Origin of the sequence: Vibrio sp. 10N.261.54.E10, from assembly GCF_002877735.2 — a bacterium.
Classification (GTDB): Bacteria; Pseudomonadota; Gammaproteobacteria; order Enterobacterales; family Vibrionaceae; genus Vibrio; species Vibrio crassostreae_C.
The window spans coordinates 493,988-518,098 of record NZ_MCXE02000003.1; the positions used below are offsets into that span (position 1 = coordinate 493,988).

General features: G+C 44.4%; 22 protein-coding genes. 15 read left to right on the forward strand and 7 right to left on the reverse strand.

Translation table 11 applies throughout. From position 1 onward, the window contains the following. Positions 1 to 35: 35 nt before the first annotated feature. Positions 36 to 470: a universal stress protein UspA gene (gene uspA, locus BCU07_RS21200; RefSeq protein WP_017060149.1), complete on the reverse strand. Its 435-nt coding sequence runs from the start codon at positions 468 to 470 to the stop codon at positions 36 to 38. A 189-nt stretch (positions 471 to 659) separates the two neighbouring features. On the opposite strand from uspA, the gene ftnA reads away from it, so the two are divergent. From ftnA to BCU07_RS21220, 4 genes are all read left to right on the forward strand, one after another. Continuing rightward, positions 660 to 1,187, forward strand: coding sequence for a non-heme ferritin (gene ftnA, locus BCU07_RS21205; protein WP_004735556.1), 528 nt, complete (start codon positions 660 to 662; stop codon positions 1,185 to 1,187). A gap of 68 nt (positions 1,188 to 1,255) precedes the next feature. After that, positions 1,256 to 1,579, forward strand: coding sequence for a universal stress protein UspB (gene uspB, locus BCU07_RS21210; RefSeq protein WP_004735557.1), 324 nt, complete (start codon positions 1,256 to 1,258; stop codon positions 1,577 to 1,579). A 250-nt stretch (positions 1,580 to 1,829) separates the two neighbouring features. Beyond that, positions 1,830 to 3,023, forward strand: a complete 1,194-nt coding sequence (locus BCU07_RS21215) for an NAD(P)/FAD-dependent oxidoreductase (RefSeq protein WP_017091433.1) — start codon at positions 1,830 to 1,832, stop codon at positions 3,021 to 3,023. Between the two features lie 525 nt (positions 3,024 to 3,548). Then, a complete protein-coding gene (locus BCU07_RS21220) occupies positions 3,549 to 4,439 on the forward strand; it encodes a LysR family transcriptional regulator (protein ID WP_017079352.1) in 891 nt (296 codons plus the stop codon). Between the two features lie 10 nt (positions 4,440 to 4,449). Here BCU07_RS21220 and BCU07_RS21225 read toward each other — a convergent pair whose 3' ends face one another. From BCU07_RS21225 to BCU07_RS21235, 3 genes are all read right to left on the reverse strand, one after another. Beyond that, entirely contained in the window at positions 4,450 to 5,982 is a 1,533-nt protein-coding gene (locus BCU07_RS21225; RefSeq protein ID WP_102428486.1) for an AbgT family transporter, read from the reverse strand. A gap of 56 nt (positions 5,983 to 6,038) precedes the next feature. Next, positions 6,039 to 7,211 carry an amidohydrolase gene (locus tag BCU07_RS21230; protein WP_181258100.1) on the reverse strand — a complete coding sequence of 391 codons (1,173 nt, stop codon included), beginning with the start codon at positions 7,209 to 7,211 and terminating at the stop codon, positions 6,039 to 6,041. Positions 7,212 to 7,539: 328 nt separating this feature from the next. Beyond that, complete coding sequence (locus BCU07_RS21235) at positions 7,540 to 8,448, reverse strand: DMT family transporter (protein ID WP_102428485.1); 909 nt, start codon at positions 8,446 to 8,448, stop codon at positions 7,540 to 7,542. A gap of 138 nt (positions 8,449 to 8,586) precedes the next feature. Here BCU07_RS21235 and rmuC point away from each other — a divergent pair, with 138 nt between their 5' ends. The 7 genes from rmuC to tatC all read left to right on the forward strand — a co-directional run bounded on the left by rmuC (position 8,587) and on the right by tatC (position 14,921). Continuing rightward, positions 8,587 to 10,119 carry a DNA recombination protein RmuC gene (gene rmuC, locus BCU07_RS21240; RefSeq protein ID WP_102428484.1) on the forward strand — a complete coding sequence of 511 codons (1,533 nt, stop codon included), beginning with the start codon at positions 8,587 to 8,589 and terminating at the stop codon, positions 10,117 to 10,119. A 65-nt stretch (positions 10,120 to 10,184) separates the two neighbouring features. Then, entirely contained in the window at positions 10,185 to 10,964 is a 780-nt protein-coding gene (gene ubiE / locus BCU07_RS21245) for a bifunctional demethylmenaquinone methyltransferase/2-methoxy-6-polyprenyl-1,4-benzoquinol methylase UbiE (RefSeq protein ID WP_026012235.1), read from the forward strand. Between the two features lie 97 nt (positions 10,965 to 11,061). After that, positions 11,062 to 11,667, forward strand: a complete 606-nt coding sequence (locus tag BCU07_RS21250; RefSeq protein WP_017063051.1) for an SCP2 domain-containing protein — start codon at positions 11,062 to 11,064, stop codon at positions 11,665 to 11,667. After that, positions 11,664 to 13,298: a ubiquinone biosynthesis regulatory protein kinase UbiB gene (ubiB, locus tag BCU07_RS21255; protein WP_017065813.1), complete on the forward strand. Its 1,635-nt coding sequence runs from the start codon at positions 11,664 to 11,666 to the stop codon at positions 13,296 to 13,298. Before BCU07_RS21250 ends, ubiB begins: the two co-directional genes overlap by 4 nt. A 53-nt stretch (positions 13,299 to 13,351) precedes the next feature. Further along, entirely contained in the window at positions 13,352 to 13,606 is a 255-nt protein-coding gene (gene tatA / locus BCU07_RS21260) for a Sec-independent protein translocase subunit TatA (RefSeq protein ID WP_017060154.1), read from the forward strand. Positions 13,607 to 13,609: 3 nt separating this feature from the next. After that, positions 13,610 to 14,017, forward strand: a complete 408-nt coding sequence (gene tatB / locus BCU07_RS21265) for a Sec-independent protein translocase protein TatB (RefSeq protein WP_017060155.1) — start codon at positions 13,610 to 13,612, stop codon at positions 14,015 to 14,017. A gap of 148 nt (positions 14,018 to 14,165) precedes the next feature. After that, positions 14,166 to 14,921 carry a twin-arginine translocase subunit TatC gene (tatC, locus tag BCU07_RS21270; RefSeq protein ID WP_017060156.1) on the forward strand — a complete coding sequence of 252 codons (756 nt, stop codon included), beginning with the start codon at positions 14,166 to 14,168 and terminating at the stop codon, positions 14,919 to 14,921. A 288-nt stretch (positions 14,922 to 15,209) separates the two neighbouring features. On the opposite strand, the gene BCU07_RS21275 is transcribed toward tatC, so the two are convergent. Then, the gene (locus tag BCU07_RS21275) at positions 15,210 to 15,971 is read right to left on the reverse strand and encodes a TatD family hydrolase (protein ID WP_017063053.1); all 762 of its coding nucleotides are present in this window, start codon (positions 15,969 to 15,971) and stop codon (positions 15,210 to 15,212) included. 208 nt (positions 15,972 to 16,179) lie between these two features. Between BCU07_RS21275 and hemB the strand changes: the two genes are divergently transcribed. The 3 genes from hemB to polA all read left to right on the forward strand — a co-directional run bounded on the left by hemB (position 16,180) and on the right by polA (position 21,213). Further along, positions 16,180 to 17,223, forward strand: coding sequence for a porphobilinogen synthase (gene hemB / locus BCU07_RS21280; RefSeq protein WP_017060158.1), 1,044 nt, complete (start codon positions 16,180 to 16,182; stop codon positions 17,221 to 17,223). Between the two features lie 76 nt (positions 17,224 to 17,299). Beyond that, positions 17,300 to 17,734, forward strand: coding sequence for a GNAT family N-acetyltransferase (locus BCU07_RS21285; protein WP_102428483.1), 435 nt, complete (start codon positions 17,300 to 17,302; stop codon positions 17,732 to 17,734). A gap of 680 nt (positions 17,735 to 18,414) precedes the next feature. Then, positions 18,415 to 21,213 carry a DNA polymerase I gene (gene polA / locus BCU07_RS21290; RefSeq protein WP_102428482.1) on the forward strand — a complete coding sequence of 933 codons (2,799 nt, stop codon included), beginning with the start codon at positions 18,415 to 18,417 and terminating at the stop codon, positions 21,211 to 21,213. Between the two features lie 507 nt (positions 21,214 to 21,720). On the opposite strand, the gene BCU07_RS21295 is transcribed toward polA, so the two are convergent. Together BCU07_RS21295 and yihA are read right to left on the reverse strand one after the other, a co-directional pair. Next, a complete protein-coding gene (locus BCU07_RS21295; protein WP_102428481.1) occupies positions 21,721 to 22,326 on the reverse strand; it encodes a GTP-binding protein in 606 nt (201 codons plus the stop codon). A 218-nt stretch (positions 22,327 to 22,544) separates the two neighbouring features. Then, positions 22,545 to 23,204, reverse strand: coding sequence for a ribosome biogenesis GTP-binding protein YihA/YsxC (gene yihA / locus BCU07_RS21300; protein ID WP_017060162.1), 660 nt, complete (start codon positions 23,202 to 23,204; stop codon positions 22,545 to 22,547). Between the two features lie 148 nt (positions 23,205 to 23,352). Between yihA and BCU07_RS21305 the strand changes: the two genes are divergently transcribed. Continuing rightward, complete coding sequence (locus BCU07_RS21305) at positions 23,353 to 23,970, forward strand: c-type cytochrome (protein ID WP_012602993.1); 618 nt, start codon at positions 23,353 to 23,355, stop codon at positions 23,968 to 23,970. The last annotated feature ends 141 nt before the right edge of the window (positions 23,971 to 24,111 follow it).

A 24,111-nucleotide genomic window follows, 5' to 3' on the forward strand; every position in this document is an offset into this window, starting at 1 on the left:
AAGATATGAGCTGTATGTTACCTAACCTTAAATCATTAGTCTTCTGAATCTCTTAGAGGCACGACCAGCATATCAACCGGAGAGGCGTTGATCAGTTGGCGTGTTGAAGAGAGCAGCTTGCTCCAAAAGTCTTGATGGTGACCGCAAACCACGAGATCAACATTGAACTCGTTGATGGTGTCACACAGCTCATGACTCAAATCACCACTGCCTACTAGGGTATGGGTGATCGGGTATTGGGCGTGCTCCGCAAAATTTTGCAGCTGAATACGAGACGCTTCCATCGCGTTGTGCTGGGTTTCGGCCATGTTGATATCAATCAGGCCGGTATACAGCTCTGCGTAGTTAATATCGATATGGATAAAAGAGACTTTGGCTTCCAATGGCTTAGCCAATGCTACCGCTTTATCCACAATTAATTTGCTGTCTTCTGATAAATCGACCGCGACCAAAATATGTTTGTAACTCATATCGCTACCTCCTTTATTCATTGTCTGATTTAAGATTAGCACTATGCGATGGTTTTTTTTGCTGAAGTGATCTCATATCCACTGTCTTGCGTAATGACAGCTCGAAATATTGGTTAACTAATGGCCTGCGAGATATTCATTAAATAGTGATATAGTAGAGAAAATTGAGGATGTAATTAGGAGTCTTAAATGCTGTCAAAAACTATGGTTGAGCAACTGAATGATCAAATTAACCTAGAATTTTTCTCATCCAATCTATACTTACAAATGAGTGCTTGGTGTGAAGACAAAGGATTTGAAGGTGCAGCAGAGTTTCTGCGTGTTCATGCAGTAGAAGAAATGGAACATATGCAGCGTCTTTTCACTTACGTAAGCGAAACAGGTGCAATGCCAATTCTAGGTGCGATTGAAGCGCCAAAACATGAATTTGATAGCCTTGGTGCTGTGTTCCGTGAAACTTATGAACATGAGCAAATGATTACTCAAAAGATCAACAAACTGGCTCACGTTGCTTTCAGCACACAAGATTACTCAACCTTTAACTTCCTGCAATGGTACGTTGCAGAGCAACACGAAGAAGAGAAGTTGTTTAAAGGTGTATTGGATAAGCTAGAGCTTGTTGGTGAAGACGGTAAAGCACTGTTCTTTATTGATAAAGACCTAGCGCAATTGGCAAAAGATGGTTCATCTTCAATTATGGAAGCTCCTGCCGTTTAGGCAGTACGGGAAAGACACTGATTATCTTTTTCTTTTGAGTTTTCTTATGAAGATGTAGGGAGGAAAGGATGATCAGCGGCGACACTATTCTATTTGCACTAATGGTTGTGACTTGCGTGAACTGGGCGCGATATTTTACTGCGCTAAGAACACTCATTTATATAATGCGAGAAGCACATCCTCTACTTTATCAACAAGTAGACGGAGGTGGATTCTTCACAACTCATGGCAATATGACCAAGCAGGTTCGCTTGTTTAGTTACATCAAAAGCAAAGAGTACCACCATCATCACGACGAAGTGTTTATGTCGAAGTGTGATCGCGTAAGACAGTTGTTTATACTTTCTTCCGCTCTGCTGGGTGTAACGTTGCTGTCTTCTTTCATCGTCTAAGTTATTTAGTACGTGTGAAGTAGAGTTTAGGTTTTGGTGTAAAGCTTCGGTTGTTGGTTCGCTAAGCCAAGTAGTGGTTTTGCTGCTGTCTGCAAATTGTACAATTGAACATCAATTGCAAAGTTTAAAATTGCCGCTAGAATAGCGAGCAATTAGTAAGGATGTGCTGTTTATGCACATCCTTTTTTATTGATGGCATTTCGAGAACAGGGCGTACTCGAGGTGCAAAAGTGAAGAAAGCAGAACCCCAATGAGTGAAAAGTTTGATGTAATCGTAATTGGTGCGGGCGCCGCGGGCTTAATGTGTGCTGCGGAAGCGGGTAAACGCGGCCGACGAGTGCTGGTGGTTGATCATGCAAAGAAACCAGGCAGAAAAATTTTAATCTCAGGTGGCGGTCGTTGTAACTTCACTAACTATGATGTTTCAGCCAACAACTTCCTGTGTAACAACCCTCACTTCGTGAAGTCAGCTTTATCTCAATACACCAACTGGGATTTTATCTCGATGGTGAGCAAGTACGGTATTGAGTTCGAAGAGCGTGATCACGGCCAGTTGTTCTGTGTGAATGACCACACAGCAAAAGACATCGTGAGCATGTTGCTTGAAGAGTGTAAGCAAGCGAAAGTTGAACAGCGCTACCGTTGTGATGTTCACTCCATCGAAAAAACAGACGCTGGCTTTAAGATGCACCTTAATACCGACGAAGTTGAGTGTGACTCACTTGTCGTGGCGACGGGCGGTTTATCGATGCCGAAACTAGGCGCGACGCCATTTGGCTATAAGATTGCCGAGCAGTTTGGTTTGTCTGTGATGCCGACTACTGCGGGTTTGGTGCCATTTACTCTGCATAAAGAAGACAAAGAAGCCTTTGCTGAGCTTTCAGGAATCGCGATTCCTGCCGAGATCACCGCGCAAGACGGCACCTTATTCAAAGAAGCGTTGCTGTTTACTCACCGCGGCCTATCGGGTCCTTCAGTACTGCAAATTTCTTCTTTCTGGAAAGCGGGTCAATCGGTTTCGATTAATCTAGTACCAGAAGTGGATGTGGCTGAGTTGCTGGCTAACTCTCGCGAGAAGCACCCAAATCAGAGCCTGAAAAACACCTTAGCGAAAGCATTACCAAAGCGTTTTGTGGAAGTGTTGATTGATCGTAAAGAGCTGGAAGACAAGCCGCTTAAGCAGTTCAACGAAAAGCAGCTGAATGACATTGTAGAGCATCTAGAGAACTGGAAAATTGCACCAAACGGCACGGAAGGTTACCGAACAGCGGAAGTGACTCTAGGCGGTGTGGACACCAATCATCTATCTTCAAAAACCATGGAATGTAAGAGCGTGTCTGGCCTCTATTTCATTGGTGAAGTGATGGACGTAACCGGTTGGTTAGGAGGATATAACTTCCAATGGTGCTGGAGCTCTGGCTTTGCAGCAGGCCAGTGGGTTTAAGAGTGACAGACAACAGGTTTGTCTCTTAATAGTGACAGCCACTAATTATCCCTCGAGAGTAGCTATTTTGCATTCTTACATTTAGTTTCTTTGGTGACTAAATTTCAACTTTCAAACCAAAACTCAATTTGTAATCGTCTTTATTGGGCTCTGAGTTGTTAGAGCCTAGTTTGGATAACATATATGCTTCACGGTTAATTTAACTTTCAAATCTAAACCCGCAATAATTTCCTATCTAACGCTAAACTGTTAACGCACCTCACATCTCATGGAACACTGAACAACCATAAGCATCAGTAAAGTCCAACTCCTTAGTCACTTCGCACTCTAAATTGGAAGGGCACAGAACGGTTGTAAAACTTTCTGCTTGATATGATTTTTAATGAGAAGCCACACACATTGTAGCAACCCATGACGCTGAACTGACTCTATCGCTTTGTGTGAATCTTATATTGTGAGTCTTCTTATTGATGTTTCGTAATCGATACTTTGTGCAAAGAAAATACTTAAGGTGGTGTCAGTCTTATGGATGTGAGTTATCGACAACTTAAAGCGTTTATTACTCTTGCTGAAACTAAAAGTTTTACAGCCGCGGCTGAACAAATACACATTACGCAATCTGCATTGAGCCAAATGATGCAAAAACTTGCGGTACAAACTGCCTCAGAACTTATTGAGAAAAGAGGCCGAAAAATACTGCTAACTGAAACTGGTCGTACGTTCTATCAAGAAGCTTTGTTCATTGTTAACCGTTTGGATAAGTGGGAGTTGGAAAATAAAGCTCGTCAGCAAGGCTACCATCGAACGCTGGTTATCTCGTCTTTGTATTCAATGTGTTCTTCATTGGTTCCGAAAACCATCAGTGAGCTGAAAAGAACGCACCCATCTTTTTCGTTTCGGTTAATTGAGGAGCGAGTTAATGATATCCATAATTCAGTTCTAGAAGGACGTGCGGATATAGGTATTGGTACTCCCCCTAATAACTCGGAACTAAATTTTGAACTGCTGTTTCGTGATCACTTATGCTTTACCTGTAATAAGGCTCATCACTTGAGTGCAGAGAGTGAGGTTAACTGGAAGCAGGCTCATCAGTATGCTTCTATTGGTATCAGTCCAGGAAATAGTTTAAGAACACTTGCTGACCAGGCATTTATGCGAGCAGGTCTTACCTATGATCCTGAAATTAGTGCGTCACACACTTCAACATTGCTTGGTATGATCGATAGCGGTTTAGGTTCTGCTATTTTATCCTCAACCATCGCTTCATTACATGCTCATGAGAACTTGAGATTTATCCCAATAGTAAAACCAATTCAATATCGTTCAATTGGGCTAATTACAAGAAAAGAAACTCACCGACAGATCATCGATGAGTTTAATCTAATGCTCAGAAAGCAAGTCAGTCTCAAACTGTAGTTTACGCGGTCTACATAGGTCCAACAGGTAGACCTAGCATAGTGTAGGTCAAGAATACAGCTCCCCAGATTGTAAATAGAAAGAATGCATATGGGACCATCATAGCTAGAAATGTACCGAATTTTACGTTGGGGTTATATTTGGCTATCAACGCTAATACCATCGGCACGTAAGGGTTTGTTGGAGATATAATATTGGTTGTTGAGTCTGCGATTCGGTAAGCCATCTGAGTATATTCAGGTGATATATCCAGTAGCATGAATAGTGGAATAAAGACTGGGGCCATGATTGCCCATTGAGCCGAACCACTGAAAACAATCAGGTTCATGAACCCTGCAAGTATCATAAACATGGCTAACATTAATAGCTTTGGCACTTCAACCTGAGCGAGCATTTCAGCGCCATTCACAGCGAAAAATATAGCCAAGTTAGACCAATTAAACCAAGCAATAAATTGGGCAATAACAAAAACTAAGACGATGTAACCCCCAATACCATGCAATGACTTCGCCATCAGATCGGGCACATCACTCGCTTTCTTTATCTCTCCGGCTTTTACACCGTAAACCACGGCATTCATAATGAAAAACGCCATAATTATTGGGATTATGCCAGTAAGGAAGGGAGATGGAACTAAGCCGCCATCGGCGTTTTTCAATGGCGAATCACTTGGAAGTAGTAGCGCCACCATTCCTAGGATAAAAACAATTGATGCGTACCCAGACCATTTTAAAGCTCGTTTTTGAATGTCGGTGACACTATATTTCTCAGGGTTTTCAGTGCTCAGTGGAGACTCTTCGGCAGAGCGTTTTGTTTGCTTATCAAATCGCGGTTCTATGTATTTGTCTGTTATAAGTGTTCCAAGTATGACCAAGAGAGGTACCGAAAGAAGCATGAAGTACCAGTTAGCCGCGGGGCTAACTTCTACAGGTTCAACAATGCGGGCAGCTTCTGTTGAAATACCGGAGAGTAAAACATCCGTTCCTGCGATAAATACGTTGGCAGTAAAGCCTGCGGCCACAGCAACAAAGCCAGCAGCAATTCCTACGACAGGGTTTCGATTGGTCGCAGAGAAAATGATGCCAGCTAAAGGAGGCACTAAGATAAACGCCGCATCAGATGCTAAGTTACCGATGATCCCGGTTAGAAATATAGAGGCAGTTACGAAATTTTTGGGTGCGTTTAAAAGCGATTGTTTAATTGCTGAGTCTGCTAATCCTACTTCTTGAACAAGCCCTACCGCGAGCATCATGCAAAGTACCAAACCAAGAGGTTTAAACGCGATAAAATTTGATACAGCTGAATTTAGAATGTACACAAACCCTTCGCCACTGAGCAGGTTCTTTACTTTGATTTCATCTCCGCTCAAAGGGTGCGTTATATTCCCACCAAAAGTCGACACTATCCAAGACAAGAATATGACCGCTAAGCATAAGGTAATAAACATGTAGAATGGATGGGGTATTCGGTCACCAAACTTCTCAATACGATCAATTATGCTGACTTTCTGAGGGAGTTGTTTTTGCTCTAGTAAACCTGACATTTCACACTCCTGTGATTATTGAGGGTCACCGTGACCCCTGTGCTAATTTTTATGAGCTAGTTTTGTTGAAGTAGAGAGATGAAGTATGCGGCTCCGGTCGGTAACACTCGATCATTGAAATCGTAGTTCTTGTGGTGCAAGCCTATCGTTTCTCCATTGATGGTTAATCCGTTGCCGATGAACCCATAACATCCCGGTACTTGGTCTAGAAAAAAAGAAAAGTCTTCACTGGCTAATAGAGCCTCACATGTTGCGTTAACCTGATCATTACCAACGACGGAAGAGGCGGCTTTCACTGCTGTCTCGACTTCGGGGAAGCTGTTGACTGTGGGTGGGTGGGATATTGGGCCTAGGGAGAATTGTGCGTTCATGTCGAAAGCCATGGCAGTGTGAGAAACCAAAGTCTCAAGTTGAGAGACCAAGCGGTCTCGCACGTTTTGGGAGAGAGTTCTGAAAGTGCCACTCATTTGAGCGGTATCAGCGATGGCGTTAGTTGTCTCACCGCAATGTAACTGTGTGACTGAAACGACAAGCGGTTCAAACGGGCTATAAGTTCGACTGACTAAGCCTTGTATACCTTGATAGATATGGGTCGCAACTAATAATGGATCTTGGGTGTTTTGTGGTAGGCCCGCATGCCCACTTTTACCATTAATCTGAATAAAGAGACGATCGGAACTTGCCATGATCGGTCCTTCTTTGAATGCGAAATGCCCTTCTGGTATTCCTGGCATGTTATGAAGTGCGTAACATGCATCTAGTGGATAACACTCAAGCAAGCCATCCTGAAGCATTTTTTGTGCGCCACCGACGCCTTCTTCGGCTGGTTGAAAAATGAGTACGGCTTTACCATTAAATTGACGGTTTTTTGCGAGATATTTTGCTGCGTATAGCAGCATTGTAGTGTGTCCATCATGCCCACATGCGTGCATTTTTCCGGACTGACAAGAACGGTGAGAAAAGTTGTTTTCTTCGTGGATAGGCAGTGCGTCCAGATCGGCTCTTAAACCTAAAGTTTTTCCGTCACCGAGCTCTCCTTGGATAACCGCAACAATGCCTGTTCCTCCAAAGCGAGAGTCTATTTGTTCAACGCCATATTCCTTGAGCTTGGCTATTACCATACTTTGTGTGTTGTGCTCTTCAAAACCAAGCTCTGGGTGTTGATGAATATTTCGTCTAATTTCTACCATTTCTGGTAGCCACTCTTCTAGTTCTTGTAATAGGGACACGTTATTTCCTTAAGTAACATTTTCATAACATATAATCATGAAGGTGTCGTATTACCTAGTTGGATGCGTAATAGTCTTATTAGTAAAACTTATAGCAATCTATATCGAATTTTTTGATGTGGTGTTTTTGAACATCGGAGATGTTGGGACTATTCGCTGAAAATGATTTCAGTGAAACATTGGGGAATTAGCAGGAATTTAGAGGTAGATGCTTAATAGTTAAAATAAAAATGGCGAGTCATAGGACTCGCCATTTTTGTATTTACAGATTGCTATCGTTGATCGTTCAGGAAGTTGCGTATTGCGATAATCCTAATCTTTCTGGGCATTAACTTTCAGGGCTGAGGTTGTTTTTCTTCTTTCCCCATTTGATCTGCTGGATAACAAGGCCGGCAATGATCAGTACCAAGCCAAACAGGGTCGCTGGGTGAATCTCTTCGCCGATAATAGTGGAAAGTAGCATCAACGAGATAAACGGCGAGGCAAAAATTAGGTTGCTGATACGCGCCGTATTGTTGGTTAGCTTGAGTGCTGATAACCATAATACAAAGGTAATGCCCATCTCGAACAGACCAACGTAAGTCACCGCCATCCAACCCTTCGCCGTAATTTGGCTAAAGCTTTCGCCCTCAAAAAGGGTTAAACCGATCGCGAAAGGTAATGCCACTAAGAAACCAAGCAGTACGCCAACCACTGGGTCAGCCTTGTTTTTGGTGTTGAGAATCCAATATCCTGCCCAAAGCAGAGTAGAAAGCAGCGCCAGAGCCACACCAAGTGGACTATCGAACTGCATTCCTAGCACATCGCCTTTGGTGGCAATGACCACCACACCCGCATAACTGAAGGTACAAGCAATCCAATCTTGCTTACGAATCTTTTGTCCGAGAAAAACCGCCGCCATCAAGGTTAGCGTAATTGCCCAACTGTAGTTGATGGCCTGCGCTTGAGATGCTGGCAATAGGTCGTATGCTTTGAATAGAATCAGGTAGTAGGCCAGTGGATTGACCAAGCCGAGTAGTAGGTAATACCAAGGGTTTGAAAGGAACGTAGTACTCAGCTGAGAAAGCTTGCCTTGAAAGGCGCAGATGGCGATCAGTGCCATCGATGACACTATGCTGGCAATGGTCAGCATTTGAATCGGTGAAAACTCAGCAAGGGTCAGCTTAAAAGCAGTAGCGACCGTTGACCACAGCAGTACTGCGGAAAGGCCAAAGCCCAAGGCACGACGTTCGTTCATGGCAACTCATTCTAATTTGATGGGACAGAATACGGAGCGCCTAGTCTATCTGTCGAATTTTAATACGGCAAACTGGACATTTATCCAGTATCAAAATACCATTTAATGAGTTATTTCCAATTAGGCTAAATCATTATCATGCAATGGATTATCGAACATCAGGCAACGCTTATTGCTGCAATTTCTGGCGCGCTCGTCAGCGGCGGTGTCGTGGGTTGGTGGATTAAACAGAAGCTCTCTTTTCAGCAGCGATTGCTCGAGCAGCAGCTAGAGTCCGATCGTTTGTTGCATGAGTCTCAACAATCCCAGCTCAAATCCTCGCTCGCAGAGGCGCAACAAGAGCTAAATGAGTTGGATGATGACCGAGACAAAGCGGCATTCGAGCTCAAGCAAGCGCATGGCAAGGTGATGGCAGCGATGGAAAAGCTGCGCTACTTTGAGGCGGTAAAGCAAGAGCGCCAGCAGTACGCTGATGAGATCAATGTGCTTAAAGATCATAAGTCTGAATTAGAAGCCGAGCTGCGCGAGCAAGAAGCAAGGCATGACCAAGAAAACCTCGCCAATAGCGAAAAGCTGCAGTTGCTAGAGCAAGCTGAATCACGACTTAAGCAGCAGTTTGAATTATTAGCGAACCAACTGTTTGAAACCAAAACCGCCAAGGTCGATCAGCAGAATAAGCAGAGCCTAGAAGGTTTGTTGTCTCCACTAAGAGAGCAGTTGGAAGGCTTTAAGAAACAAGTGAACGACAGCTTCAGCCAAGAAGCCAAAGAGCGTCATACTTTGGTGCATGAGCTTAAAAACCTGCAGCGTCTTAATGAGAGTATGACGCGTGAAGCGGTGAACCTGACTCAAGCGCTAAAGGGTGACAACAAACAACAAGGTAACTGGGGCGAGGTGGTGCTGGCGCGCGTGCTTGCTGAATCAGGACTGCGCGAAGGCCACGAATACCAAACGCAAGTGAACCTGCAAAACGATGCGGGCAAGCGTTATCAACCGGATGTGATTGTGCATCTGCCACAAGATAAGCAAGTGGTGGTCGATTCCAAAATGGCGTTGGTGGCATTTGAACGCTACTTCAATGCCGAAACCGACCAGCAGCGTGATGCTGCATTGCGTGATCACTTGGTGTCGTTAAGAGCGCACATCAAAGGTTTGAGCCAGAAAGATTATCATCAGCTCAAAGGCATCCAAAGCTTGGATTACGTGTTGATGTTTATCCCGGTTGAGCCAGCATTCCAAGTCGCTATTCAAGCCGACCCTAGCTTGGTGAAAGACGCGATGGAGCAAAATATCATCTTGGTCAGCCCAACGACCTTGCTGGTGGCACTGCGTACCATTGATAACCTGTGGCGTAATGAAAGACAGAACCAGAACGCTCAAGTCATCGCAGAGCGTGCAAGTAAGCTTTACGACAAACTGCGCTTGTTTGTGGATGATATGGAAGGCCTTGGTAGCTCGTTAGATAGAGCCAACCAAAGCTATCAAGGTGCGATGAATAAGCTAGTAACAGGCCGTGGCAACGTGATTCGTCAGGCCGAAAGCTTCAAGCAATTGGGTGTTGAAGTGAAGAAACCGATCTCGATTGGTTTGGCTGAAATGGCGCAAAATGAGGCTTTTTCAGAAAATGCCTCCTTAGTAGAAAGACAACCTGCTGAGGATAAAGTAAACTAATCGGCCGCAGCGCCTCTAAACACAAAGAGCGCTGTCGATGAGAACTTACCATGGTAGATAACAGCATTATGGACACAAGCGTGCAGACAAATTCAGCAGTAGAGTCAGAAACCACACACTTTGGTTTCGAAACAGTCGCAAAAGACGAAAAAGTCGCGAAAGTAGCAGAGGTATTTCACTCTGTAGCCGCTAAATACGACATCATGAATGACTTAATGTCGGGTGGTGTTCACCGCTTGTGGAAGCGATTCACAATTGATTGCAGTGGCGTTCGCCCTGGTCAACGTATCCTAGATCTTGGTGGTGGTACTGGCGACCTGACTGCGAAATTCTCGCGTATCGTTGGTGAAAAAGGCCATGTGGTTCTTGCTGATATCAACAACTCAATGCTGAATGTTGGCCGCGATAAGCTGCGTGATAGCGGTATTGTTGGCAACGTACATTACGTTCAAGCCAATGCTGAAGAGCTGCCTTTCCCAGATAACTACTTCGATTGCATTACCATCAGCTTCTGTCTGCGTAATGTTACCGATAAAGACCAAGCGCTGCGTTCAATGTACCGTGTGCTGAAGCCGGGCGGTCGTCTGTTGGTTCTTGAGTTTTCTAAGCCAGTACTTGAGCCTCTATCAAAGGTTTACGATGCCTACTCTTTCCACCTGTTGCCAAAAATGGGTGAGCTGATTGCCAACGACGCAGACAGCTATCGTTACCTTGCAGAATCAATCCGCATGCACCCTAACCAAGAAACCTTGGAAGGCATGATGCAAGAAGCGGGTTTTGAAAATACGAAATACTTCAACCTAACGGGCGGCATTGTTGCGCTGCACCGTGGTTACAAGTTCTAGTCGAACTTGGTAGCAGGCTCGTAGGGCGTGCTAAAAATAAGAATAAAGACAGAACGGATAGGTTAAGGCTTATCCGTTTTCAAAGGTAAGGACAGTCATGCCATTTGATCCATTGGTAACCGCGGTTATTGAAACCTCTTTAAATACTTTTGTGAACGATGATCCAGCCTTGGTTCGTCGTTTGTCTCGTTTAAAGGGGCAGATCATTCAAGTTAATTTGAAAGAGTTGAATAAAACACTCACTTTCGTTTTCAGCCAACAGATCGATGTGTTGTCGGAATACGAAGGGCAGCCTGATTGCTACCTATCTTTGAACCTATCGGTACTGCCTGAACTGCGTGAGCAATCGAACATCACCAAGCTGATCAAGCAAGATAAGTTGATCTTAGAGGGTGATATTCAACTGGCTCAGAAATTTGCTCAACTGATGACAGACTGCAAGCCTGATTTGGAAGAGTGGTTATCGCGTGTGACGGGTGATGTGGTTGCGCATACCTTGGTGCAAGGCGTTAAAAACGTCGGTGGCTTTGTAGCAAAACAGGCGACTAAGCATCAAAACCATGTTGCTCAAGTTCTGACTGAAGAGTGGAAGATCGCACCAGCACCGTTAGAAGTCGCGCATTTTTGCGACCAAGTTGATGACGTAAAAAGCTCTGCTGCTCGTCTTGAAGCTAAGTTGAACGCTCTGTTGGAGAAAGCATGACCCCAGCAGAACTGAAACGTCTTTATCATATTATCAAGGTACAGTTGGAATATGGCCTTGATGAGTTGATGCCGGAACACCAACTGACTAAAGCTCCTTTGTTGGCGCGAAAGTCACTGTTTTGGCTTAAGAACAAGCATCAAGATAAAGAGTTGGGTCATCGCTTGCGCCTTGCGCTGCAAGAACTTGGTCCAGTGTGGATCAAGTTTGGACAGATGATGTCGACACGTCGTGATCTGTTCCCTCCTCATATCGCCGATCAGTTGGCGTTGTTGCAAGACCAAGTTGCGCCGTTTGATGGTCAACTGGCGAAGCAAGATATGGAAAAGGCGTTGGGTGGCAGTTTAGACAACTGGTTTACCGACTTTGATATCGAGCCACTGGCTTCTGCTTCTATCGCTCAGGTGCATACCGCAAAGCTTAAAGAGAGCGGTCGTGAGATTGTTCTGAAGGTCATTCGACCTGATATTCGCCCGGTGATTGACGCAGATCTAAAACTGATGCACCGAATGGCGCGTATAGTCGCTAAGTCGCTTCCTGAAGCACGTCGTTTGAAACCGGTTGAAGTGGTTCACGAGTACGAGAAAACGTTACTTGATGAACTCGACCTGCGCCGTGAGGCGGCCAATGCCATTCAACTGCGACGTAATTTTGAAGGCAGTGAAGAGCTGTATGTTCCAGAGGTTATCCCTGATCTAAGCAGCGAAACCCTGATGGTGTCAGAGCGAATCTATGGTATTCAAGTCTCCGATATTGAGACGCTAGAAGCCAACGGCACCAACATGAAATTGCTCGCGGAACGCGGTGTGACGGTATTCTTCACCCAAGTATTCCGAGATAGCTTTTTCCATGCAGACATGCACCCGGGCAACGTATTTGTTAACCCAGAGAATCCAGATAACCCTCAGTGGATTGGTTTGGATTGTGGCATTGTTGGTACGCTCAATAGCGAAGATAAGCGCTATTTAGCAGAGAACTTGTTGGCTTTCTTCAATCGAGATTACCGTAAAGTTGCTGAGCTACACGTTGATTCGGGGTGGGTGCCACACGACACTAACGTCAATGATTTTGAGTTCGCGATCCGTATGGTGTGTGAGCCAATCTTTGCAAAACCACTTGGCGAGATCTCATTTGGCCATGTGTTGCTAAACTTATTTAATACAGCAAGACGTTTCAACATGGAGGTTCAACCTCAGTTGGTGCTTCTGCAAAAGACCTTGTTGTATGTCGAAGGCCTAGGCCGTCAGCTGTATCCGCAACTTGATTTGTGGGCAACGGCGAAGCCTTTCCTTGAAACCTGGATGATGAATCAGGTGGGGCCGCAAGCTGTGATCAACGCAGTAAAAGAGCGTGCGCCATTCTGGGCAGAAAAACTGCCAGAGCTGCCAGAGCTACTTTATGACAGCTTGCGCCAAGGTAAAGCGATGAACCACAGAATGGATCAGCTTTATCAAGGTTACCGAGATAGTAAGCGTCAGCAAGCAACTGGAAAGTTTTTGTTTGGCGTTGGAGCCACTTTAGTCGTATGCTCCGCAATATTAGTTTCAAGCCCTTATGAGCAGCTATCTATGGGCTGTGGCATCGCAGGTGTCACATTTTGGTTGCTTAGTTGGCGAGCTTACCGTCGTTAGACAGTAGACTCTCTTAATATTTTTATGTGTAGACAGACCCGAGGACAATGACAATGGGTGGTATCAGTATTTGGCAACTTCTAATCATTGCTGTAATTGTAATTTTGCTATTCGGAACAAAGAAACTGCGCGGTATGGGTGGTGACTTAGGTTCAGCGGTTAAAGGCTTCAAAAAAGCGATGAGCGATGAAGACAAGCCTGCAGATAAGAAAGATGCAGACTTCGAACCAAAGAATATTGAACAGCAGAAGACAGAAGCTCACGCTGAAACAACTGCTGAAACAAAGAAAGACAAAGAGCAGGCGTAAATCGTGTTTGATATCGGTTTTTGGGAACTGGTATTAATATCTGTCGTTGGGTTAGTGGTTTTAGGGCCTGAGCGTTTGCCCGTGGCGATTCGCAGTATTTCCAAGTTTGTTGGACAAGCGAAAAGCATGGCAAACAGTGTGAAAGATGAACTTTCTCATGAGCTTAAGGTGCAAGAGCTGCAAGAAAACCTACGCAAGGCGGAAAAAATGGGTATGGAAGATTTATCTCCAGACCTTAAAGCGTCAGTCGATGAACTCAAGCAGGCCGCTGCTGAGGTTCAACGTCCGTATGCTAAGCCTGAGTCTGATAAGCCAAGTGAGACTAAACCTAGTGTCATGGAAACTGTGGAATCTGAAACCATTCAGGTCAACAGCGAAGCTTCAGCACCGTCAGATAAGAAAGCCGAATAGTCTCGCAAGGAGGAGTCGCCGGATACTTGATTCGCTAGATGTTTAAATAGATATCTATTCAAGTAAATAACTATTCAAGTGGATACCAATTCAACTGGATAGATACACGCGCGGCTCCTTTTCGATCTTCCTGTTTAAGAGGTTTGACATGTCTTCGACTGAGCAGACACAGCCTTTAATTAGCCACCTTCTAGAACTACGTAATCGCCTACTACGTGCGATTGTCGCGGTGCTAGTGATATTTGTCGGGCTAATTTATTTTGCTAATGATATTTATGAATTCGTATCAGCACCTTTGGTAGATCGTCTACCGGAAGGGGCGACGATGATCGCAACCGATGTTGCATCGCCATTTTTCACACCGCTGAAATTAACCTTGATCGCGTCTATATTCCTCGCGGTTCCGTTTATTTTGTATCAGGTGTGGGCTTTTGTTGCTCCGGGTTTATACAAGCATGAAAAACGCTTGATCATGCCGCTATTGGCTTCAAGTTCATTGCTGTTTTACTGTGGTGTGGCGTTCGCTTACTTTATTGTATTCCCGTTGGTATTTGGCTTTTTTACGGCCATATCATTAGGGGGAGTAGAGTTCGCAACCGACATCTCAAGCTATCTTGATTTTGTACTCGCGCTGTTCTTTGCTTTTGGTATTGCCTTTGAAGTGCCTGTTGCGATTATCTTGTTGTGTTGGACGGGGGCAACAACGCCTCAATCTCTGTCTGAAAAGCGTCCTTACATTGTGGTGGGTGCTTTCATCATCGGTATGATGCTGACACCACCAGATATGATCTCGCAAACACTGTTGGCGATTCCAATGTGTATTCTGTTTGAGATTGGTCTGTTTTTCGCACGCTTTTATACGCGTAAGCCAGATGCGGATGAAGAGGAAGAAGCTGAATCTTGATTCGGAATGCTTCAGTAAAAATCACATAATAAAAAAGCGGCCTAGGGCCGCTTTTTTATTATGTCTGTTTATCGAATCTTTAACTGATAGCCACAGTTCTGACATATATAGAGCTCTTTGATGCCCAAAATTTTATGCCATAGGGTTCGATGTTGACGTTGTAAGTGTTGTGAATGGTCACACATAATCAACTATCTCCATATGCAGGTGGTTGATACTATACATGTCACTTAGCTTTCTCAAATAAATTCAGGAAAAATCCGTAATAATTACTTATTAATAGATTTGTCATAAATTAAACAATGCCTTAGCATTTTTGGTGGTTATGTTTTCGACTTCTTCAAGGGTAATTCCGCGTAATTCGGCGATGCGTTTTGCTACTAATTCTGTGTAGGCTGGTTCATTGCGTTTACCGCGATTCGGTGTTGGTGCCAAGTATGGGCAATCTGTCTCTAGAATGACGTAATCCATATCGAGATGTGGGATCACCTTGTCCATCCCAGAGTTCTTAAAGGTCGAAACGCCGCCTAAACCTAAATGAAAGCCTAGCTCGTTGATCGCTTGAGCTTCCTCTAAGCTGCTACCAAAGCAGTGGAATACCCCGCGTAAGCTGCCATCTTGTTCTTTACGAAGTAGGGCAAGTGTCTCTTCAATGGAATCACGAGTGTGGATCACCACAGGTAGATCAAGCTCTTTTGCCCACTGCAGTTGAGTCACAAACGCCATCTCTTGTTCAGCCTTGAAGGTTTTATCCCAGTACAAGTCGATACCAATCTCACCCACGGCGATAAAGTCATGCTTATCAAACCAAGCTCGAATGGTTTTTAGGGTTTGCTCGATATTCGCATCCACATAACAAGGGTGTAAGCCCATCATTGAACGGCACACATCAGGAAACTGAGCTTCCGTCGCTAACATTGGCTCGATAGATTCTAAATCGATGTTCGGCAATAGAATGGTATCAATCCCTTGAGCCAGTGCGCGCTGCACGACTTGTTCGCGGTCTTCATCGAATTCACTAGCGTAAATATGAGCATGGGTGTCGATCATTGTTTTGTCCTGAAAGCGGTCTTTACTGAGTTGTCATGAGTATACGGCAGTGTGAGGAGAAGGTCATTTTTTGCCATTTATCCCTATTTTTGAGTGGGTTTCATATTTTACTGCTAGCGTCCTGAGCCATCAGTGATATGCTTTTGCCTGTATTTAGCACTTTTCATATCTAAGTATTTCGGTGCTTAGACTAGGCAAGGAGAATCTAGTGTCTGTTTCAATTCAAGGTCAATTCCCAGGTCGCCGTATGCGCCGTATGCGTAAGCACGACTTTAGCCGTCGCCTAATGGCAGAAAATCAATTGTCTGTGGATGATCTAATCTACCCAATGTTTATCCTGATGGGTAAAGACCGCCGCGAGCCTGTCGAGTCAATGCCAGGTGTTGAACGCTTGTCGATCGACTACATGCTTGAGGAAGCAGATTACCTGTCAAAGCTGGGTGTTCCTGCGATTGCTCTATTTCCAGTCGTGAACCAAGATGCTAAAAGTTTATGCGCAGCTGAAGCTCATAACTCAGAAGGTTTGGTGCAGCGCGCTGTACGTTTACTAAAAGAGCATGTGCCAAACATTGGCGTTATTACTGACGTAGCACTAGACCCGTTCACCACTCACGGCCAAGACGGCATCATCGATGAAGATGGTTACGTGATGAATGACGAGACGACTGAAGTCTTGATCAAGCAAGCATTATCACACGCTGAAGCGGGTGCTGACGTAGTTGCCCCATCGGATATGATGGATGGTCGCATTGGTAAGATCCGTGAAGCGTTAGAAGAAGCGGGCCATATTCATACTCAGATTATGGCGTACTCTGCAAAATATGCATCGTGCTACTACGGCCCATTCCGTGATGCAGTTGGCAGTGCTTCGAACCTGAAAGGTGGTAACAAGAAGAACTACCAGATGGATCCAGCCAACAGCGATGAAGCGATTCATGAAGTCGCGATGGATCTTAATGAAGGTGCGGACATGGTGATGGTGAAACCAGGCATGCCTTACCTTGATATTGTTCGTCGTGTTAAGCACGAACTGCAAGCGCCTACGTTTGCTTACCAAGTATCTGGTGAATACGCGATGCACAAAGCGGCGATTCAAAACGGCTGGCTGAAAGAGCGCGAAACCGTCATGGAATCACTGTTGTGCTTTAAGCGTGCTGGCGCTGATGGCATTCTTACTTACTTCGCTAAAGATGTCGCAGAGTGGCTTGCTGAAGATAACGCACAAGCTGCTGAGCATTTAAAAGAAAAGTAACCGTGTAGATCTCACTTAAGTGATCAGTAAAGGGTTGGCCATTGTGCCAGCCCTTTCGTTTATAAGGATGAATAAGATGTCAGTTGTCGTACGTGAAGGTTCTTTAGAAGAAGTGGTGTCTGTGGTCGAGCAGATCTCTGAGTTCGCTAAAAAAGAGAGTGTCGCTTCTCTGTCAGAGCGGCTGACAGGGAAAAAGAGCCTTATCTTAGTGGCTGAAGAAGCTGGCGTGTTGCTTGGCTTTAAGATCGGCTATGAATTGGATCAAGATACTTTTTACAGCTGGTTTGGTGGCGTGTCACCGCTCGCGAGGAACAAAGGCGTTGCACAGGCGCAATTAGACGTTCAGGAACAGTGGGCGAAAGAGCAGGGCTACAGACAGTTAAAGGTTAAGTCTCGTAACCAGTTCCCTGCAATGTTGCGCCTGTTATTGAGAAACGGTTACCTAATCGAAAGATTTGAAGAAAAAGAAGACATTAATGACCATAGAATCCATTTTTTGAAGCAAATTTAAGCACTGCTGTTAACGGTTTATAAATCAAATGAGATTTATTATCATTTAATTGTTGACTATTAAATGAGAATCATTATTATTAACTTCGTCTTAGGGAATGAGGAAATGTTCACAAGGATGTTAAGTACTCAAGTATCTACTTGGTTACCCAACAGAATTCTCGCGAACTTGTACTAAGTTCTTTTTGACACGACATTGCTCACATTGCTTCCAGTGTAATTTATAGCTTTTAGGTAAAGCTGTGGTATTCAATTTGAATGGCTTTACCGGTTTTTGCTAGGCGACATCTTCGGGTGTCGCTTTTTTTTATACCTACCATTTCAACAAGATGCATATTTAGTGGCACGTATTTTTATGAATAAAACGCCATCAGCATTCTTTTCCACAACGCAAGATCGAGAAAAGATCGTTGATCATCTGTTCGATCTGTAAAATTATTCTTTATTTTCAGTTGTTTATTGGTGTTTTTTGAGTTGTTCACCGTAGTTCTCAACAGGGTGGATAAATAATATAAACAGAGTTATCCACAGAACGCTTGCGTCTAAGAACAAAAAATAACAACAAATCGATTATAACGAACACAACCGAGTGAACGGATACAGATCGACAACGTGGAATCCAACCAACAGACGTGGCATTCTTAACAGATAATTTCTGTACTTACTGGATACACAAACATTATGGCTCGTATTCCTGATAATCCATTGATTCTGATCGATGGCTCTTCTTACCTATATCGCGCGTTTCATGCTTACCCTGGCACCATGAGCAATGGTGATATCCCGACTAACGCGGTTTACGGTGTAGTTAACATGCTGCGCAGCATGATGCGTCAATTTGCTTCTGATCGTATTGCGGTTATTTTTGATGCAAAAGGAAAGACGTTCCGTGATGACATGTACCCAGAGTACAAGGCTAATCGTCCACCTATGCCGGATGATCTACGTTGTCAGATCGAACCTTTGCACAACGTGATTCGCGCAATGGGTCTACCACTTATCTCGATCCCAGGCGTTGAAGCGGATGATGTGATTGGTACGCTAGCTTCTCAAGCATCTAAAGCGGGCATGCCGGTTTTGATCAGTACTGGCGATAAAGATATGGCGCAGCTGGTTGATGACAACGTTACTTTGATCAACACCATGACCAACGTGGTTATGGATCGCGAAGGCGTGATAGAGAAGTTTGGCATCCCACCTGAGCTGATTATCGACTACCTTGCACTGATGGGCGATAAAGTGGATAACATTCCTGGCGTTCCAGGTGTTGGTGACAAAACAGCAACTGCTCTACTACAAGGCATTGGTAGCATCGAAAAGCTGTATCAAAACCTGGATGATATTGCCGCTCTTGGCTTCCGTGGTTCAAAAACCATGGCTAAGAAGCTGATTGATAATAAAGACAACGCTGAGATGTCTTACGAGCTTGCAACGATCAAACTGGACGTCGAGTTAGAAGAGACACCTGAGTCGCTTGTAAAAGCACAACCAAATACGGATGAGCTGATTAAGCTATACGGTCAACTGGTCTTCAAATCTTGGTTGAACGAGCTACTTGAAGGCGGCAGCGGTGTGGTTGAGGCGGATGAGAAGTCGGGTGCAGTGCGCAGCAGCGAGGCATCAACTACATCTACTGTAGAAATGAACACCTCTGCAGTGACGATTGATCGCAGCAACTACGAAACCATCCTAGATGAAGCCTCTTTTAATGCGTGGCTAGAGAAACTGAAAGCGTCAGAGGTGTTTGCCTTTGATACTGAAACGGATAGCTTGGACTACATGGTGGCTAACCTTGTTGGTCTATCATTCGCAACTGAAGAAGGCGTTGCCGCTTACGTACCGGTTGCTCATGACTACTTAGATGCACCTCAACAACTGGATCGTGATTGGGTACTTGAACAGCTTAAGCCGATTCTTGAAGATGACGCACAGGCTAAAGTCGGTCAAAACCTGAAGTACGATATGAGCGTTTTAGCGCGCTACGGTATCGAGATGAAAGGCATCAAGCACGACACCATGCTAGCGTCTTATGTTTTTAATAGCGTTGGCGGCAAGCATGATATGGATAGCCTAGCGCTGCGTTTCCTTCAGCACAGCTGCATCTCATTTGAGCAAATCGCAGGTAAAGGTAAGAAACAGCTTACTTTCAACCAGATTGAGCTGGGAGAAGCGTCTCCATACGCAGCAGAAGATGCTGACGTGACACTACGTCTTCATAACCGTTTGATGGAAAACATTGAGCAAGATGAAAAGCTAAAAGCCATCTATGAAGAAATCGAAGTACCACTGATCCCTGTAATGTCTCGCATTGAACGTACCGGCGTATTCATCGATGACATGTTGCTGGGCGCTCAATCGCAAGAGATTGCGGTTCGATTGGATGAGCTAGAACAGAAAGCCTACGAGATTGCAGAGCAAGAGTTCAACATGAACTCGCCAAAACAGCTGCAAGCGATCCTGTTTGAGAAAATGGGTCTGCCTGTTATCAAGAAAACGCCATCAGGTGCACCTTCAACCAACGAAGAAGTGCTGCAAGAGTTGGCTCTTGATTACCCGCTACCTAAGCTGATCATTGAGTATCGTGGCCTTGCGAAACTAAAGTCGACCTACACAGATAAACTACCGAAGATGATCAACGCTGAAACGGGTCGTGTTCATACGTCTTATCACCAAGCGGTGACAGCAACGGGTCGATTGTCTTCTACTGATCCAAACCTACAGAACATCCCAATTCGTAATGATGAAGGTCGTCGTATCCGCCAAGCATTCGTTGCACAGCATGGTTGGAAGATTCTAGCGGTCGATTACTCTCAAATTGAATTGCGTATCATGGCGCACTTATCGGGTGACAAAGCGCTTCTGGAAGCATTCCAACAAGGTAAAGATATCCACGCAGCAACTGCGGCTGAGATCATCGGCGTTAATATTGAGGATGTAACGACGGAACAACGTCGTCGTGCTAAGGCCGTTAACTTCGGTCTTATCTACGGTATGAGTGCCTTTGGTTTGGCTAAGCAGCTAGGTATTCCTCGTGGCGAAGCACAGCACTACATGGATACTTACTTCGAGCGCTACCCTGGTGTGATGCAGTACATGGAAGACACGCGCAGTGCTGCTTCAGAGCAGGGCTTCGTTGAAACCATTTACGGTCGTCGTTTGCACCTTCCTGAAATTCAATCTCGTAATGGCATGCGTCGTAAAGCTGCTGAGCGTGCGGCGATCAACGCGCCAATGCAAGGTACAGCGGCAGACATCATCAAGAAAGCGATGCTATTGGTTGATGAATGGATCCAAGCGGAAGGCGATGGTCGAGTTAAGTTATTGATGCAAGTACACGATGAATTGGTATTTGAAGTGGAAGAGTCATCTTTAGCCGAAATTGAAAGTAAAGTACAAGAATTGATGGAATCAGCTGCAGAGCTAGAAGTGCCGCTGGTTGCGGAAGCTGGCCACGGTGACAACTGGGATCAAGCCCACTAATCAGTTTTTGACCTTAATAAGCAAATTAGTATGAGCCAGTGCGCAAATACTGGCTTTTTTTTGTCTCAAATAAAGTTAAGTCGTAATAAGAATTTAGGTGTTTTAATAAAACATTCATGAAAAAAAACTACAAAAATTGTTTTCATTTCTGAGCAATTGTTGTACATTAAATCTCGTAGGGTACAGAGGTAAGATGTTCTATCTTTCAGACCTTTTGTTTCACGTTATTGGATTAGGCTGATTCAGCCGCCCCAGTCAGTATTTGACTGGGGCGTTTTTTCTTGTGCGAAAGAAAAATATTTCCAACCTATCATTCCCCCGTAAAACCTCTCATTTTTAGTGCCTTTTATTACACTTTCTCAAGCACAGTGATAAACCCCTGATTTGCCTTAGATCTGGAATTCGATCAGCTTTTGGTAATTTAAATCCGTCTCTAAGTCGATTGTTTTATCACTTGAAATAACTTTTATTTTACAAGTTATCGATAAAGGATTGATGGCTCACGCCTTATTTATCAGTGTATTGAGTCGGTGAATGCTCAATGTAATCCATGATTTTCTGTTGTTTCTCGGTGCTATATTTCAGAGCTTCGGCGGTGATCTGGATGGATTGCGCCATTGAAGAGATATTGTTGGTCGCTTTTACCAAGGTTTGCTGCATTGGTTTCAGGATAAGCAGATAGATAGCGGTCAAAGCTATAATAATGACAGCGATAACGGCCGCCAGCGCAATGATGATCTTGGTCTGAATGTCATCCAACAGCATTTGACTGGTTTGTTTAAAGGCGAGTCGAGATTGGTCTAAGGCTTGTGGCAGTTGATTGAGTGATGTCTTGGTGGAGCTCGCAAGCTTATTGATACTTTCAACGGTTTGATTGAGGGCTTGTTGCTGGTCGTCGCTTAGGTTGGGGTTGTTGACTATCGCCTGCAAAGATTGCGATATCACCTCAAGAGACTCACTCGCGTCTTGGGCGTACTTTTCCATGCCATCGAGGTCTAAGGTCATATCGACATTGATCAGTGGGGCTTGTTCTTGTTCTTGTTCTGCTTCAGAGGCAAACCCTGTCAGTGAGACCAACATAAGTGCAATGATGGCCAATGGTGTTTTCCACATGAGTATTCCTTTCTCATTGTTCTGATTATTTAGATGTGTCTTTTAGTATGGTTCACTTCTATTGGTTTTAGTGGCTAAATCCGATTTTTAACACTAAAAACTTATGCTTAACTCACTCATTTTTGGGCAAAAAAATACCCCACCTATATAAGGAGGGGCATTGATAAGGCTAAATCACGTGTTGTAAGTGCTCTAACCTATAGCGATAAGTAGAGGAACTACTCTGAGTCGTTGTGCTCTTCGTCTGCTAACTCATCAATGATTTGATCAGCAAGCGCAGGCGCAAACCACTCATCCATCTTGGCACGCAGTTGGTCAACGCCGATGCCCTTCATTGAAGAGAAGACATCAACCGCAACATCACCACCGAAAGATTTTGCATCGTTACGGATTTTCAGTAGCTGTGCTTTACGCGCACCACTTTTCAGTTTGTCTGCTTTTGTTAACAAAACTTGTACTGGGATGCGGCTATCGATAGCCCAGTAGATCATTTGTTGGTCAAGGTCTTTCATTGGGTGACGGATATCCATCAATACCACTAAACCTTTCAGGCTTTCACGTCGTTGTAGGTATTCACCTAGCGACTTCTGCCATTTTTTCTTCATCTCAAGTGGTACTTGAGCAAAGCCATATCCAGGTAAATCGACGATATGACAACCGTCCGTTACCTTAAATAGGTTGATTAGCTGAGTTCGACCGGGTGTTTTACTGGTTTTCGCCAAGCTTTTTTGGTTTGTAACGCGATTTAGCGCGCTAGATTTACCAGCATTGGAGCGTCCTGCAAACGCAATTTCGATCCCTTCGTCTTCTGGTAAATGACGAATATCAGGTGCACTGGTAATGAAATGCGTGTTTTGATAATGAATTTTTACGCTCACTGTTAACTCCATCTCGACTTTGTGTAGTCGATTGATTACTTTTTTGTGAATTTGTGTAAAATAACCGTGCTCGGCATAAGGTCGCCTATTGTACCATGAGTGGCAACATAGAGTGGTACTGGAAGCTTGATAATTATAATGGAATGTCATGAAGAAATTAGCGCTAATTTTGAGTCTTTTAGCCAGCTGCTCAGTATGGGCTCAAGGTAGTATTGAAGCTGGTAAAGCCAAATCACAAACATGTGTTGCCTGCCACGGTGCTGACGGCAACAGCCTGATCACTCAGTACCCTAAGCTGGCTGGTCAACATGAGAAGTATCTAGAGAAGCAGTTAAAAGAGCTTAAGCTAGGTATGACAAGTGGTGGTAAGCAAGGTCGTTACGAACCTGTAATGGGTGCAATGGCGATGCCTTTATCTGAAGAAGATATGGCTGACCTAGCGGCATACTACGCCTCTCTACCTATCTCTAGTAACTCTACTCCTGAAAATGTAGTAGATGAAGGTAAGGTTCTTTACACAGCGGGTAACGCAGAACGCGGGGTAACGGCGTGTATTGCTTGTCATGGCCCTCGTGGTAATGGTACCGAACTTTCTGGTTTCCCTAAGATTTCAGGTCAGCACGCAGATTACATCAAGGCTCAACTTGAAAAATTCCGCGATGGTGACCGTAATAACGACATGAATGCGATGATGCGTGATGTAGCTAAAAAGTTAACAGACGCTGATATTGATACCTTATCGAAGTACGTTGGTGGTTTACACTAATTTGTCGGTTTCTTGCTCTTAGCCAGAGTAAAGGAATGTACGTTCGAGCGAGATTGAAGAGACGCCCCGATCAGTAATGGTCGGGGCGTTTTCTTTTGTATTGGTTTTATTAATGCGTTTTGTGTTTATGTCTGATTTATC

What these genes read in the sequence shown, in the direction of transcription:
- uspA (WP_017060149.1), bottom strand. Translation starts at nt 470, where the DNA reads ATGAGTTACAAACATATTTTGGTCGCGGTCGATTTATCAGAAGACAGC.
- ftnA (WP_004735556.1), top strand. Translation starts at nt 660, where the DNA reads ATGCTGTCAAAAACTATGGTTGAGCAACTGAATGATCAAATTAACCTA.
- uspB (WP_004735557.1), top strand. Translation starts at nt 1,256, where the DNA reads ATGATCAGCGGCGACACTATTCTATTTGCACTAATGGTTGTGACTTGC.
- BCU07_RS21215 (WP_017091433.1), top strand. Translation starts at nt 1,830, where the DNA reads ATGAGTGAAAAGTTTGATGTAATCGTAATTGGTGCGGGCGCCGCGGGC.
- BCU07_RS21220 (WP_017079352.1), top strand. Translation starts at nt 3,549, where the DNA reads ATGGATGTGAGTTATCGACAACTTAAAGCGTTTATTACTCTTGCTGAA.
- BCU07_RS21225 (WP_102428486.1), bottom strand. Translation starts at nt 5,982, where the DNA reads ATGTCAGGTTTACTAGAGCAAAAACAACTCCCTCAGAAAGTCAGCATA.
- BCU07_RS21235 (WP_102428485.1), bottom strand. Translation starts at nt 8,448, where the DNA reads ATGAACGAACGTCGTGCCTTGGGCTTTGGCCTTTCCGCAGTACTGCTG.
- rmuC (WP_102428484.1), top strand. Translation starts at nt 8,587, where the DNA reads ATGCAATGGATTATCGAACATCAGGCAACGCTTATTGCTGCAATTTCT.
- BCU07_RS21250 (WP_017063051.1), top strand. Translation starts at nt 11,062, where the DNA reads ATGCCATTTGATCCATTGGTAACCGCGGTTATTGAAACCTCTTTAAAT.
- ubiB (WP_017065813.1), top strand. Translation starts at nt 11,664, where the DNA reads ATGACCCCAGCAGAACTGAAACGTCTTTATCATATTATCAAGGTACAG.
- tatA (WP_017060154.1), top strand. Translation starts at nt 13,352, where the DNA reads ATGGGTGGTATCAGTATTTGGCAACTTCTAATCATTGCTGTAATTGTA.
- tatC (WP_017060156.1), top strand. Translation starts at nt 14,166, where the DNA reads ATGTCTTCGACTGAGCAGACACAGCCTTTAATTAGCCACCTTCTAGAA.
- BCU07_RS21275 (WP_017063053.1), bottom strand. Translation starts at nt 15,971, where the DNA reads ATGATCGACACCCATGCTCATATTTACGCTAGTGAATTCGATGAAGAC.
- BCU07_RS21285 (WP_102428483.1), top strand. Translation starts at nt 17,300, where the DNA reads ATGTCAGTTGTCGTACGTGAAGGTTCTTTAGAAGAAGTGGTGTCTGTG.
- polA (WP_102428482.1), top strand. Translation starts at nt 18,415, where the DNA reads ATGGCTCGTATTCCTGATAATCCATTGATTCTGATCGATGGCTCTTCT.
- BCU07_RS21295 (WP_102428481.1), bottom strand. Translation starts at nt 22,326, where the DNA reads ATGTGGAAAACACCATTGGCCATCATTGCACTTATGTTGGTCTCACTG.
- BCU07_RS21305 (WP_012602993.1), top strand. Translation starts at nt 23,353, where the DNA reads ATGAAGAAATTAGCGCTAATTTTGAGTCTTTTAGCCAGCTGCTCAGTA.